This window comes from Dolomitihabitans soli, from assembly GCF_022213955.1.
Taxonomy (GTDB): Bacteria; Actinomycetota; Actinomycetes; order Streptosporangiales; family Streptosporangiaceae; genus Streptosporangium_A; species Streptosporangium_A soli.
Window position 1 is genome coordinate 380,815 of the sequence record NZ_JAKNTW010000007.1, and the last position, 12,778, is coordinate 393,592.

The 12,778-nt window shown below is 69.6% G+C and carries 14 protein-coding genes; 4 read left to right on the top strand and 10 right to left on the bottom strand.

What is annotated here, in order from left to right; genetic code table 11:
- Positions 1-290: 290 nt before the first annotated feature.
- The 10 genes from MBA17_RS17225 to MBA17_RS17270 all read right to left on the bottom strand — a co-directional run bounded on the left by MBA17_RS17225 (position 291) and on the right by MBA17_RS17270 (position 8,874).
- Entirely contained in the window at positions 291-656 is a 366-nt protein-coding gene (locus MBA17_RS17225) for a metal-sulfur cluster assembly factor (RefSeq protein WP_238497486.1), read from the bottom strand.
- A complete protein-coding gene (sufU, locus tag MBA17_RS17230) occupies positions 653-1,090 on the bottom strand; it encodes a Fe-S cluster assembly sulfur transfer protein SufU (RefSeq protein WP_238497487.1) in 438 nt (145 codons plus the stop codon). The genes MBA17_RS17225 and sufU overlap by 4 nt, the downstream gene beginning before the upstream one ends.
- A 2-nt stretch (positions 1,091-1,092) precedes the next feature.
- A complete protein-coding gene (locus MBA17_RS17235) occupies positions 1,093-2,355 on the bottom strand; it encodes a cysteine desulfurase (protein ID WP_238497488.1) in 1,263 nt (420 codons plus the stop codon).
- Positions 2,352-3,098: a Fe-S cluster assembly ATPase SufC gene (gene sufC / locus MBA17_RS17240; RefSeq protein WP_238497489.1), complete on the bottom strand. Its 747-nt coding sequence runs from the start codon at positions 3,096-3,098 to the stop codon at positions 2,352-2,354. The genes MBA17_RS17235 and sufC overlap by 4 nt, the downstream gene beginning before the upstream one ends.
- 2 nt (positions 3,099-3,100) lie before the next feature.
- Positions 3,101-3,418 carry a non-heme iron oxygenase ferredoxin subunit gene (locus tag MBA17_RS17245; RefSeq protein ID WP_238497490.1) on the bottom strand — a complete coding sequence of 106 codons (318 nt, stop codon included), beginning with the start codon at positions 3,416-3,418 and terminating at the stop codon, positions 3,101-3,103.
- A complete protein-coding gene (gene sufD, locus MBA17_RS17250; RefSeq protein WP_238497491.1) occupies positions 3,415-4,539 on the bottom strand; it encodes a Fe-S cluster assembly protein SufD in 1,125 nt (374 codons plus the stop codon). Before sufD ends, MBA17_RS17245 begins: the two co-directional genes overlap by 4 nt.
- A gap of 2 nt (positions 4,540-4,541) precedes the next feature.
- Complete coding sequence (sufB, locus tag MBA17_RS17255) at positions 4,542-5,954, bottom strand: Fe-S cluster assembly protein SufB (RefSeq protein WP_238497492.1); 1,413 nt, start codon at positions 5,952-5,954, stop codon at positions 4,542-4,544.
- Positions 5,951-6,649: a helix-turn-helix transcriptional regulator gene (locus MBA17_RS17260; RefSeq protein WP_238497493.1), complete on the bottom strand. Its 699-nt coding sequence runs from the start codon at positions 6,647-6,649 to the stop codon at positions 5,951-5,953. Before MBA17_RS17260 ends, sufB begins: the two co-directional genes overlap by 4 nt.
- 101 nt (positions 6,650-6,750) lie before the next feature.
- Positions 6,751-7,980, bottom strand: a complete 1,230-nt coding sequence (locus MBA17_RS17265) for a multidrug effflux MFS transporter (RefSeq protein ID WP_238497494.1) — start codon at positions 7,978-7,980, stop codon at positions 6,751-6,753.
- A 123-nt stretch (positions 7,981-8,103) separates the two neighbouring features.
- On the bottom strand, positions 8,104-8,874 hold the full coding sequence (locus tag MBA17_RS17270) for a VOC family protein (protein WP_238497495.1): 771 nt from the start codon (positions 8,872-8,874) through the stop codon (positions 8,104-8,106).
- A 172-nt stretch (positions 8,875-9,046) separates the two neighbouring features.
- Here MBA17_RS17270 and MBA17_RS17275 point away from each other — a divergent pair, with 172 nt between their 5' ends.
- The 4 genes from MBA17_RS17275 (at position 9,047) to MBA17_RS17290 (ending at position 12,775) form a co-directional block, all read left to right on the top strand.
- Positions 9,047-9,955: an ABC transporter ATP-binding protein gene (locus MBA17_RS17275; RefSeq protein ID WP_238497496.1), complete on the top strand. Its 909-nt coding sequence runs from the start codon at positions 9,047-9,049 to the stop codon at positions 9,953-9,955.
- Positions 9,956-10,001: 46 nt separating this feature from the next.
- Positions 10,002-10,772: an ABC transporter permease gene (locus tag MBA17_RS17280; protein WP_238497497.1), complete on the top strand. Its 771-nt coding sequence runs from the start codon at positions 10,002-10,004 to the stop codon at positions 10,770-10,772.
- A 1-nt stretch (position 10,773) separates the two neighbouring features.
- Positions 10,774-11,664, top strand: a complete 891-nt coding sequence (locus tag MBA17_RS17285; protein WP_238497498.1) for an EamA family transporter — start codon at positions 10,774-10,776, stop codon at positions 11,662-11,664.
- 142 nt (positions 11,665-11,806) lie between these two features.
- Positions 11,807-12,775 (top strand): zinc metalloprotease, encoded by a 969-nt coding sequence (locus MBA17_RS17290; protein WP_238497499.1) that lies wholly within the window; start codon positions 11,807-11,809, stop codon positions 12,773-12,775.
- Positions 12,776-12,778: the final 3 nt, after the last annotated feature.

Here is a 12,778-nt window from a genome sequence, read left to right on the forward strand (position 1 = left end):
GCATGTCGAGCAGCGACATTCAGGCACCGCACAGGGCGGGCGACGCCAGTCTACCCGCTCAGAGTCAGACCACGATCAAACATACCCGACCTTCGCAGCGCCGGGCTACACGAACGCATCAACGGCCCTCTTGGGAGCCACAAGTAGGTATAACCATCCCACTACCCACTTTGTTCCCAGCTCTCCAAAATTTCTTCGAGCCGGGACACTTCGCCACCGTAGACGCCCGCCGCGGGGACGCCCTCAAGTGCCGCACGCACACGTAGGCGGCGGCACTCTCCGGAAGCCGGTCAGACGTTGAAGCCGAGCATGCGGAGCTGCTCACGCCCGTCATCGGTGATCTTGTCCGGGCCCCACGGCGGCAGCCACACCCAGTTGATCTTGACGTCGGAGACCATGCCGTCCAGAGCCGAATGGGCCTGGTCCTCGATCACGTCGGTGAGCGGGCAGGCCGCGCTCGTGAGCGTCATGTCGATGGTGGCCACGGGAGCGGCCGCGCCCTCGGCGGCGTCGAGGTTGACGCCGTAGATGAGGCCCAGGTCGACGACGTTGATGCCGAGTTCGGGGTCGACGACGTCCCTGAGGGCCTCCATGACCTCCTCCAGACTCGTCTCGCCCTCGTAGGCCGCGGTCGGGGTCTCAACGGGCTTGCTCATGCGGAACTCCTCACCAAAGCGTCCTTGTAGGCCATCCAAGCCAGCAGCGCGCACTTCACCCGGGCGGGGAACTTGGCCACCCCGGCGAACGCCACCGCGTCACCGAGCAGATCCTCGTCCGGCTCGATCTTTCCCCTGCCCTGCAGGAGCCGGGTGAACTCGTCGACCACCACCAGGGTCTCCTCGGCGGTCGAGCCGCTGGTGAGCTCGTGCAGCACCGAGGCCGCCGCCTGGCTGATGGAGCAGCCCTGGCCGTCGTAGGAGACGTCCTCGACCTTGCCCCCGTCACCGAGCTTCACCCGCAGGGTGATCTCGTCACCGCACGTCGGGTTCACGTGGTGGACCTCGGCATCGTACGGCTCACGCAGCCCCCGGCCCTGCGGGTGCTTGTAGTGCTCGAGGATGAGTTCCTGGTACATCGACTCGGCGATCATGACTAGGCGAACACCTTCTGAACGTGGTGGAGGCCGCGCACCAAGGCGTCGATTTCGCCCGTGGTGTTGTACAGGTAGAACGACGCCCGGGTGGTCGCGGGTATTCCGAACCGGAGGTGGAGCGGGCGCGCGCAGTGGTGACCTACCCGTACCGCGACGCCGAACACATCGTCGAGGATCTGCCCGACGTCGTGCGGATGGATCCCCTCCAGGGTGAAGGAGACCGTCGCGCCGCGCTGGTCAAGCGTGCCGGGGCCGATGAGGCGCAGCGACGGGAGCTCCGCGAGCGCGCCGAGAGCGTAGGCGGTCAGCTCGCGCTCGTGCGCCTCGATCGCGTCCATGCCGACGGCTGTCAGGTAGTCGACGGCGGCGCCGAGACCGATGGCCTCGACGATCGGCGGCGTGCCCGCCTCGAACTTGTGGGGCGCCGGCGCGTAGGTCGAGCGATCCATCCAGACCGCCTCGATCATCTCGCCGCCGCCGAGGAACGGCGGCATCGCCGCCAGCAGCTCACCCCGGGCCCACAGCACGCCGATGCCGGACGGACCGGCCATCTTGTGGCCGGTGAAGGCCACGAAGTCGACGCCCAGCGCGGCCACGTCGACCGGGTGGTGCGGCACGGACTGGGAGGCGTCGAGCATCAGCAGCGCGCCGGCCTGACGGGCCCGCGCGAGGACCTCGGCCACGGGGTTGACCGTGCCGAGCACGTTCGACTGGTGCGCGATCGACACGATCTTCGTGCGTTCGGTGACGAGGTCGTCGATGCCCGACAGGTCCAGGCGGCCCTCGTCGGTGACGGGGAACCAGCGCAGGGTCGCGCCGGTCCGCTGCGCGAGCAGCTGCCACGGCACGATGTTGGAGTGGTGCTCCATCTCGGAGATGACGATCTCGTCGCCGGGGCCGAGCCGGAAACGCGGGTCCTCGCCCGCCGGGTTGCCGAAGGCGTAGGCGACCAGGTTGAGGGCCTCGGAGGCGTTCTTGGTGAAGACCACCTCGTCCCTCGACGGGGCGCCGATGAACGCCGCGATCTTGTCCCTGGCGTCCTCGAACGCCTCGGTCGACTCGGCGCCGAGCACGTGCATGGCCCTGCCCACATTGCTGTAGTGCATGGTCATGTGGTCGCGCATGGTCTCGATGACCTGCAGCGGCTTCTGCGAGGAGTTTCCGGAGTCGAGGTAGATCAGCGGGCGGTCTCCGGGCAGCTCGCGGGAGAGGACCGGGAAGTCCTTCCTGATCCTCTCCACGTCAAGGGTGGGAAGGCTCACGCCGACGCCTTGGCGAAGCGCTCGTAACCCTCTGCCTCAAGCTGGTCGGCGAGCTCGGGGCCGCCCTCTTCGACGATCTTGCCGCCGGCGAAGACGTGCACGAAGTCCGGCTTCACGTAACGCAGGATCCGCGTGTAGTGGGTGATCAGCAGCACGCCGGTCTCGCCGCCCTCGCGGAACCGGTTGACGCCCTCGGACACCACGCGCAGCGCGTCGACGTCGAGGCCGGAGTCGGTCTCGTCGAGGATGGCGATCTTCGGCTTGAGGAGTTCGAGCTGGAGGATCTCGTGGCGCTTCTTCTCGCCGCCGGAGAAGCCCTCGTTCAGGTTGCGCTGGGCGAAGACGGCGTCGATGGCCAGGTCGTCCATCCCGCTCTTCAGTTCCTTGGTGAACTGGCGGAGCTTGGGCGCCTCGCCGCGCACGGCCGTCACGGCGCTGCGCAGGAAGTTGGAGACCGAGACGCCGGGAACCTCGACGGGGTACTGCATCGCCAGGAACAGTCCCGCGCGGGCGCGCTCGTCGACCGTCATGTCGAGCACGTCGTCGCCGTCGAGCAGCACCTGGCCGCCGGTGATGGTGTACTTCGGGTGACCGGCGACCGCGTAGGCGAGCGTCGACTTGCCCGAGCCGTTCGGGCCCATGATCGCGTGGGTCTCGCCCGCGCGCACGGTGAGGTTGACGCCCGTAAGGATCGTCTTGTCGCCGACGGCGACATGCAGGTCACGGATCTCAAGCGTGGACACGGTTATGACTCCTTCGAGAGCGAGACGTAGACGTCGTCGCCGTCGATCTTCACTCTGTAGACGGGGACGGGCTTGTTGGCGGGCGGGCCGGTGGGCTTGCCCGAGCGGATGTCGAAGCACGAGCCGTGCAGCCAGCACTCGAGGGTGCCGTCGTAGACGTCTCCCTCGCTCAGCTTCACCTCGGCGTGCGAGCACACGTCGTGCAGGGCGTAGATCTCGCCCCCGGTGTTGACCAGAGCGACCGGGGTCTCGCCCACCTCGACCCCTATGACGCCGCCTTCCGGGACGTCACTCGTCTTGCACACCTTCTCGAAGCTCACTTCTCGAGCTCCGCTTCCACCGCGCTCATGACCCGCTCGCGGATCTCCTCAACGCCGATCTTCTCGATCAGCTGGCCGAAGAACCCGCGGATGACCAGGCGCCGCGCCTCGTGGAAGGGGATGCCGCGGGCCTGCAGGTAGAAGATGTGCTCGTCGTCGAGGCGGCCGGAGGTGGACGCGTGGCCCGCCCCGGTCACCTCGCCGGTGAGGATCTCCAGGTTGGGCACCGAGTCGGCGCGGGCGCCGTCGGTGAGGATGAGGTTGCGGTTGAGCTCGTAGGTGTCGGTGCCCTCGGCCTCGACCCTGATGATCACGTCGCCGATCCAGACCGTGTGGGCCTCGTCGCCCTGCAGGGCTCCGCGGTAGTCCACGTTGCTCTTGCAGTTGGGCTGGGAGTGGTCGACCAGGAGGCGGTGCTCCAGGTGCTGGCCCGCGTCCGCGAAGTACAGGCCGGACAGGTCGGCGTCGCCGCCGGGGCCGGTGTAGGAGACGCTGGGCGACAGCCGTACGAGGTCGCCGCCCAGGGTCACCACGAAGCTCCGGAAGGAGGCGTCCCGGGCGAGCTGGGCGTGGTGGTGGGAGACGTGCACGGAGTCGGCGGCCCAGTCCTGCAGGCTGACGACCTTGAGCGTGGCTCCGTCGCCCACCACGAACTCGACGTTGTCGGCGTAGGTCGCGCTGCCCTGGTGTTCGATGATCACCACGGCTTCGGCCATCGGCTCGACCTTGATCACGATGTGGCCGTAGGACGCGCCCTCGGCGCCGCTCCCCCGCATCTCGATGGTGATCGGCTCGGCGGGCACGGCCTCCTTCGGCACGGTCACCACCAGCGCCTTCTCGAAGGTGTTGTAGGCCTGCGCGCTCACCCTGTCGGCGGGCACGTAGGCCTTGCCGATCCGGGCGTCGTCGCGGCCGACCCACTCCGCGGTCACCCCGGCCGGGGTGTACGCCTGCGTGAGCACCTGGCCGGTGACCTCCGCGGTGCCGTTCTGCAGGCCCTTGAGGCGGGACAGCGGTGTGAACCGCCACGCCTCCTCACGGCCGCCGGGCACCTCGAAGTCGGCCAGGTCGTACGACGCCTTCTCGTGCAGGGTCGAGAGAGGCTTGGTCTCGAGACCCATCGTCAGCCCACCGCTCCTTCCATCTGCAGCTCGATCAGCCGGTTGAGCTCCAACGCGTATTCCATCGGGAGCTCGCGCGCGATCGGCTCGACGAAGCCGCGCACGATCATCGCCATCGCCTCGTCCTCCCCCAGCCCTCGGCTCATGAGGTAGAACAGCTGGTCGTCGCTGACCTTCGAGACGGTGGCCTCGTGGCCCATCGAGACGTCGTCCTCGCGGACGTCGACGTAGGGGTAGGTGTCGGAGCGGCTGATCTGGTCGACCAGCAGCGCGTCGCACTTGACCGTGCTGGCGCTGCCGTGCGCGCCCTCCTCGATCTGGACCAGACCGCGGTAGGAGGTACGGCCGCCGCCGCGCGCCACCGACTTGGAGATGACGCTGGAGCTGGTGTGCGGCGCCAGGTGGACCATCTTCGAACCGGCGTCCTGGTGCTGACCCTCGCCGGCGAAGGCGACGGACAGGGTCTCACCCCTGGCGTGCTCGCCCATGAGGTAGACGGCCGGGTACTTCATCGTGACCTTGGAGCCGATGTTGCCGTCGATCCACTCCATGGTCGCGCCCTCATACGCCACGGCGCGCTTGGTGACCAGGTTGTAGACGTTGTTCGACCAGTTCTGGATGGTCGTGTAACGGCAGCGGGCGCCCTTCTTCACGATGATCTCGACGACCGCCGAGTGCAGCGAGTCGCTCGAGTAGATCGGCGCGGTGCAGCCCTCGACGTAGTGGACGTAGGAGTTCTCGTCCACGATGATCAGGGTCCGCTCGAACTGGCCCATGTTCTCGGTGTTGATCCGGAAGTAGGCCTGCAGCGGGATCTCGACCTCGATGTTCGGCGGGACGTAGATGAACGAGCCGCCGGACCAGACCGAGGAGTTGAGCGCGGCGAACTTGTTGTCGCCGACCGGGATCACCGAGCCGAAGTACTCCTTGAAGAGCTCGGGGTGCTCCTTGAGGCCGGTGTCCGTGTCGAGGAAGATGACGCCCTTCTCCTCAAGGTCCTCACGGATCTTGTGGTAGACGACCTCCGACTCGTACTGGGCCGCGACGCCGGCGATCAGGCGCTGCTTCTCGGCCTCGGGGATGCCGAGCCTGTCGTAGGTGTTCTTGATGTCCTCGGGCAGCTCGTCCCAGGACGCCGCCTGCTTCTCGGTGGAGCGGACGAAGTACTTGATGTTGTCGAAGTCGATGCCGGTGAGGTCGGATCCCCAGGTGGGCATGGGCTTCTTGCCGAACAGGCGCAGGCCCTTCAGACGAAGGTCGAGCATCCACTCCGGCTCGTTCTTGAGAGCGGAGATGTTGCGGACGACCTCCTCGGACAGGCCACGTCGAGCTGTGGCTCCCGCCGCGTCCGAGTCGGCCCAGCCGAACTTGTAATTCCCGATGCCTTCCAGCTCCGGGCGGTCGGTGATAGTCACCTTCCGGTCTCCTTGCTCTTGATCTTATGTATGGCTTCACTTAGCGCGTGAGGACTCACGTGTGTGGTGCAGACCCCGTCGCCGTGGGCGATGGTCGCCAGCCTCTGGACAGGAGTGCCGAGGATCTCCGCGAAGGCCTCGGTCTCGGCCTCGCACAGTTGCGGAAAGTCAGCCGCGACGTGCGCGACCGGGCAGTGATGCTGGCACAGCTGCTCACCGCCGAGCTGGGCCTTGCTCGCCGAGGCCGCGTAGCCGTCGGCTGACAGCGCCTCGGCCAGCACCCGGACCCGCTGGTCGGCCGGCACCTCGCGCATCGCCGGCGCGAGACGCTCGACCAGGGCCGCCACCTGCGATCGCGCGAAGTCGGCGACCGCCTCCTCGCCCATGCGCTCGGCCAGGAAGCGCAGCGCGCTCCCCGCCAGGTCATCGTAGGCGTGCTCGAACGCACTGCGTCCCGCGTCGGTGATGGCGAACAGTTTGGCCGGCCGCCCGCGCCCGCGCTGGACCCGTGCTCTCGCCGCGCGGGGTTCGATCATCCCGTCGGCCAGCAACGCGTCCAGGTGGCGGCGGACCGCGGCCGGTGTCAGGCCCAGCCGCTCGCCAAGGGCGGCGGCGGCGATGGGCCCATGCTCCAGGATGAGCCGAGCCACGCGCGCGCGAGTGCTGTGCTCGGCGCCCGTCTCGGTGTTCATCATCCCGGCCATGTTTTTCACAACATCAGTGTGACCTATTTCCTTCCCGTCACACAAATGCTTGACCGAGCTGCGCATAATGGAATTGCTCACGCAGGGAAGGCTTACCTAACTTTTGCCGTCCGGTTCAGAACCACGAAAACGACCAGGGCACCGGCGGCGAGAACCGCCATCACCACGGCCATCGGCACCGCCGTACCGGCGCCCGCCAGGCCCACGAGCGGGGCGGCCACCGCGCCCAGCGCGAACTGCAGCACGCCGAGCAACGCGGAGGCGCTTCCCGCGACCTGCGGGGGCTGGCCCGCGAGGGCGAGCGCGCCGGTTCCCGGCAGCGTCAGGCCGGCGCCGCACATCAGGACGAACAGCGCGGCCACCACAAGGGGCAGCCCGATCCCCGTCAGCACCGCGGCGCACAGGGCGATCGCCCCGGCCATCGACACGAACAGGCCGGTCAGCACGAGCCGCTCGGGCCTGACGCGGCCCGCCAGCCGCCCGCCGACCTGCGCCAGCACGGTCAGGCCGAGCGCGTTGACGCCGAAGATCAGCGAGTAGGTGGTGGGCGAGATCCCGTAGATCTCCTGGAGCACGAAGGGCGAGGCGGAGATGTAGGCGAACATCCCGGCGAAGCCGAAGCTGCCCGCCAGCGCGCAGGCCATGAACGACCGGTCGCGCAGCAGCAGCCAGAACGTGGCCACGGTGTGCCGCAGCCCTCCCGCCTCCCTGCGCTCGGCCGGAAGGGTCTCCTTCACGCCCAGCAGCACCGCGCCGAGCAGCAGGACGCCGGCCACGCCCAGCGCCACGAAGACGCCCCGCCAGGAGGTGAACTCCAGCAGTTGCGCCCCGGCGATCGGCGCGAGGATCGGGGCCAGCCCGCTGACCAGCATGAGCGTGGCGAAGATCCGGGCGATGTCGGCGCCGCCGTACAGGTCGCGCACGACCGCTCGCACGATCACCAGTGCGGCCCCGCCGGTGAAGCCCTGGAAGAGGCGGAGCGCGATGAGGGCGCCGATCGAGGGGGCGAAGGCGCACAGGAAGGAGGCCACGGCGTAGCCCGCGATGCCCAGCAGCAGCGGCGTCCGCCGGCCGCGCACGTCGCTGAGCGGTCCGGCCACCACCTGTCCCAGCGAGACGCCGATCAGGCAGGCGGTCAGGGTGAGCTGCACCTGGGACGGCCCGGTGAGCATCTCACCGGCGATCGCCGGGAGCGCCGGCAGGTACATGTCGATCGACAGCGGACCGATCGCCGACAGCGCTCCCAGGATGAGCAGCAGCAGTCCCCGCCGCCGCACCACCGGAGGAGTCACATTGTCGGGCGCGACGACGGTCGCGGTCATGGCTGGTCCCTTCCCTCGCAGGCCACACGGGCCCCACGCGGGCCAAGGGGTCAAACCACGATCTGGTCAGCCACATTCCCAAATTTTACGATTTTTAGTATGACACGGCATTCAAGCCTGCAATCAGCCTTCTGAGGGTTGAATCACCGCAAAAGCCGCATCCTGTGGATCCGCCATAACGGCGAACCGGCCGACCGGAAGATCCATCGGCGGCACGAACACCGTGCCGCCCAGCCGTTCCACGCTCGCCACCGTGGCCTCGCAGTCGGTGACGGCGAAATAGGTCAGCCAGTGCGGCGGCACATCGGAGGGGAACTGCGGGCCCATCGCCATCATCCCGCCGACCGGTTCGCCCTCCACCTGCCACACGGTGTACTCCATGCCGCCCATGTCGTCCTCCTCGGCCCCCCAGCCGAACACGGCCGGGTAGAAGGACCTGGCGGTGGCCGTGTCGCGGGTCGCCAGTTCGTTCCAGGTGAACGTGCCGGGCTCGTTGACCAGCTCCGCGCCCGCTCTCCGCCCCGGCTGCCAGATCATGAAGAACGCGCCGGCCGGATCCTGGAACCCCGCCGCGTGCCCCTCGTCCATGACCGCGTAGGGCTCCCTGACCACGTGCCCGCCCGCCGCGGCGACCCGCTCGGCGGTCTTCCACGCGTCCTCGACCGCGATGTGGGTGTGCCAGCCCGCGGGCAGGTCCCCGGCCGCGTGCCCGACACCGGCGACGACCCTGCCGTTCAGTGTGAACCGGCCCTCCCCCGCGGCCCCCGGACGCGCGTCGAACGCCGCGTCCCAGCCGAGGACGTCGCGGTAGAACCTGACCGACGCGGTGATGTCGTGGCTGGAAAGGCCGACCCAGCAGGGAACTCCCGGCCGGTATGCCGTCCGCTCTGACATGCCGATCCTCCTCCTTCACGCCTGACGCATCGATGGCAGGCTCGCACGCGGCGGAACACGGAAAGGTGGGGGCGATTCCGTGCTTGACAGGATTCGCCGCAAGGTTTTACCTCTGCCCGGATCAGTCGTGCCGCGAGCGGGAGCGCCCGGAGGAGTCCCTACACTCATGCCCATGGACTCCCCTGCCGTCGAGGTCTCCGGACTGGTGAAGCGCTATGGGCGCGCGACCGCCGTGGACGGCCTCTCCCTCGTGGCCGATCGCGGTGCGGTCACCGCGATCCTGGGCCCGAACGGCGCGGGAAAGACCTCCACCGTCGAGATCTGCGAGGGTTTCCGCCGCGCCGACGGCGGCACGGTCCGCGTGCTCGGCCTGGCTCCCTCCCGGCCGGAGCTGCGGGCCAGGGTGGGCGTGATGCTCCAGGCGGGCGGGGTGCCCCCGGCGACCCGGGCCGGCGAATGGCTGCGCCTGGTCAGCCGGTTCTCGGCGCACCCGCTCGACCCGGCCGCGCTGCTCGACCGGCTCGGCCTCACCGAACACGCCCGCACGCCGTACCGCCGGCTGTCCGGGGGGCAGCAGCAGCGCCTGTCGCTGGCCGCGGCCGTGGTCGGGCGGCCCGAGCTCGTCTTCCTCGACGAGCCGACGGCCGGCCTCGACCCGCAGGCCAGGCACGCGTGCTGGGACGTCGTCGGCGAGCTGCGGGCCTGCGGGGTGTCGGTGGTGCTCACCACCCACCACATGGACGAGGCGGAGCGGCTGGCCGACCAGGTCGTGATCATCGACAGGGGGCGGGTCGTGGCGGGCGGCAGCCCCGCCACGCTGACCGGCGCCGAGCGCCAGCTCAGGTTCCGGGCCAGGCCGGGGCTCGACCTCGACGAGTTGCTCGGCGCGCTGCCCACCGGGAGCGCCGCCAAGGAGTCGCCCTCGGGCCACTACATCATCGAGGGGCAGGTCGGCCCGGAACTGCTCGCGACCGTCACCGCCTGGTGCGCCGCGGAAGGCGTCACCGCCGACGACCTGAGCATCGAACGCCGCACCCTCGAAGACGTCTTCCTCGAACTGACCGGCCGGGAGTTGCGGTGACCCTCCGCCCATTCGCACGGCACCACGGCACCACCTGCGGGGAACCATGCTGACCGGCCTCGACTTCACGCCCGCGCCGAAGGCGGCGCCGCTGCACCGGATGGTGACCGCGCAGGCGGGCGCCGAGGTGCGCGCGACCCTGCGGAACGGCGAGCAACTCCTGCTCACCATGATCATCCCGATTCTGCTGCTGGCCGGCTTCTCCGCCATGCCGCTGCTCGACCTGGGCGCGGGCCGCAGGGTCGACTTCCTGGCCCCCGGCGTGCTCGCCCTGGCGATCATGTCGACGGCCTTCACCGGACAGGCGATCGCGACCGGTTTCGAGCGCAGGTACGGCGTGCTCAAACGGCTGGGCGCGACCCCGCTCTCGCGCACCGGGCTGCTGCTGGCCAAGACGCTGGCCGTGATCGTGGTCGAGGTCATCCAGGTGGCCGTCATCACCGGCGTCGGGCTCGCCCTCGGCTGGCGGCCGCAGGGTTCCCCGCTGGCGGCCCTGGTGCTCATCCTGCTCGGCACCGCCGCGTTCAGCGGCCTCGGGCTGCTCATGGCGGGCACGCTGCGCGCCGAGGCCACGCTCGCCGGCGCCAACCTCGTCTACCTGGTCCTGCTGGGCTGCGGCGGGGTGATCTTCCCGCTGACCGTGTTCCCCGCCGCGGTCGAACCGGTGCTGGAGCTGCTGCCGATCGCGGCGCTGACCGGCGGGCTGCGCGCGGTCCTCACCGCGGGGGCGGCCCTGCCCGTGTCCAGCGTGGCGATCCTCGCCGGGTGGGCCGCCGTGTCGCTGCTGCTGGCCGCCCGGACCTTCCGCTGGGAGTGACGTGACCGCTGAGCCGTACCAGCCGGACCTCCCGCGCAGGAACGCGCTGGCGCGCGCCACCGTCGACGCCATCCCGCCGTCCGGCCTGGTGCTGCTGGCGATCCTCTCGGTGCAGGTGGGCGCGGGCTTCGCCAAGGACCTGTTCGCCCAGCTGCCGCCGAGCGCGGTCGTGTTCCTGCGCATCGCTACCGGAACGCTCGTCCTCGGGCTGATCGCCAGGCCACGGCTGCGCGGGCTGAGCAGGAGCGACCTGGGCGTCGGGGCGGCGTTCGGGCTGACCCTCGGGCTGATGAACCTCTCCTTCTACGAGGCGCTGGCCCGGCTGCCGATGGGGATCGCGGTGGCGATCGAGTTCCTCGGTCCGCTGAGCGTCGCGGTCGCGGCGTCCCGGCGCAGGCTCGACCTGTTGTGGGTGGCGCTGGCGGCGACCGGTATCGCGCTGCTCGCGCCGTGGGGCGAGACGTCCCGGGTGAGCTGGCCGGGGATCGGCTTCGCGCTGCTGGCGGCGCTCTTCTGGGCGGGGTACATCGTGCTGTCGGCCGCGACCGGGCGGCGGTTCCCGGGCGCGGGCGGGCTGTCGTTCGCGATGGTCGTCTCGCTGGTGCTCGTCGCGCCGGTGGGCATCGCGGCGGGCGGGGCCGAGCTGCTGCGGCCCGAGTTGCTGCTGATCGGCCTGGGCGTCGGGCTGCTCTCCTCGGTGATCCCCTACTCGATCGAGCTGGAGGCGCTGCGACGGATGCCGAAGCGCGTCTTCGGCATCCTGATGAGCCTGGAGCCCGCGGTGGCGGCTCTGGTGGGGCTGGTCGTGCTCGGCGAAATCCTGCATCTGAGGGAGTGGGCGGCGGTCGGCTGCGTGGTGATCGCGAGCGTGGGAGCGACCCGGACGACCTGACGGGCAGGTGACATCTCCGGTCCTCGCGAAATGAGTAGCCGGGTACTCGTGCGCGAGCCGCGACACCGGGTGACGATATCGAGGTCAGGTGCGCGCGGGCGGCGGAGGCCCGCGCAGGGGGCCCGCAACACTAGGAGATCCGATGTCGTCAGTCGACGACGGGCAGCGCCAGCATCACTGGTGCGCGACGATGCCCGTGCACCACCAGATGATCGCCAGCCGGCCCGAGTACACCATCGCGCGAGCCGCGATCGAGAACGCCACCTTCCAGCGGAAGACCGTACGAGCCCCCCGGCACCAGGAGGTCGTGACCATCCCCGTGGTGGTCCACGTCGTCTACCGGGAGGAGGAGCACAACGTCTCACAGGAGCAGATCGACAGCCAGCTCGCGGTGCTGAATTACGACTTCCGTCTCACCAACGCCGACGCGGCCTCGATCCCCCCGGTCTGGCAGCCGCTCGCCGCCGACTCGAAGATCGAGTTCCTGCTCGCGACCACCGACCCGCGTGGCGGGCCGACCACCGGCGTGGTGCGGCAGTCGACCCGCAAGGCGGAGTTCGGCGACGACGACGGGGTGAAGTTCGCCGCGAAGGGCGGCTCCGACGCCTGGCCGGCCGACCGCTACCTCAACATCTGGGTCTGCAACCTGGTCCCGTGGCTGGGTTACGCCCAGTTCCCCGGCGGGCCCGCCGAGACCGACGGGGTGGTCGTGGCCTACCACGCGTTCGGCTCGACCGGCACCGCCCGCGCGCCGTACGACCTGGGGCGGACGGCCACCCACGAGATCGGCCACTGGCTCAACCTGCGCCACATCTGGGGGGATGACGGCGACTCCTGCTCGGGCGACGACTTCGTCACCGACACGCCGAACCAGGCCGGTCCCAACTTCGGCACGCCCAGTTTCCCCACGGTGACCTGTGGCAACGCGCCCAACGGCGACATGTTCGTCAACTACATGGACTACACCGAGGACAGGTCGATGTTCATGTTCACCAAGGGGCAGTCGGAGCGGATGGACGCCTGCCTGGCGGGGCCGCGCTCGTCGTTCGTCCCCAAGGTGGTGCTCGACAGCATGTGGGAGGGAGTGTCGCAGGAGCCGACGCCGGCCTGAGCC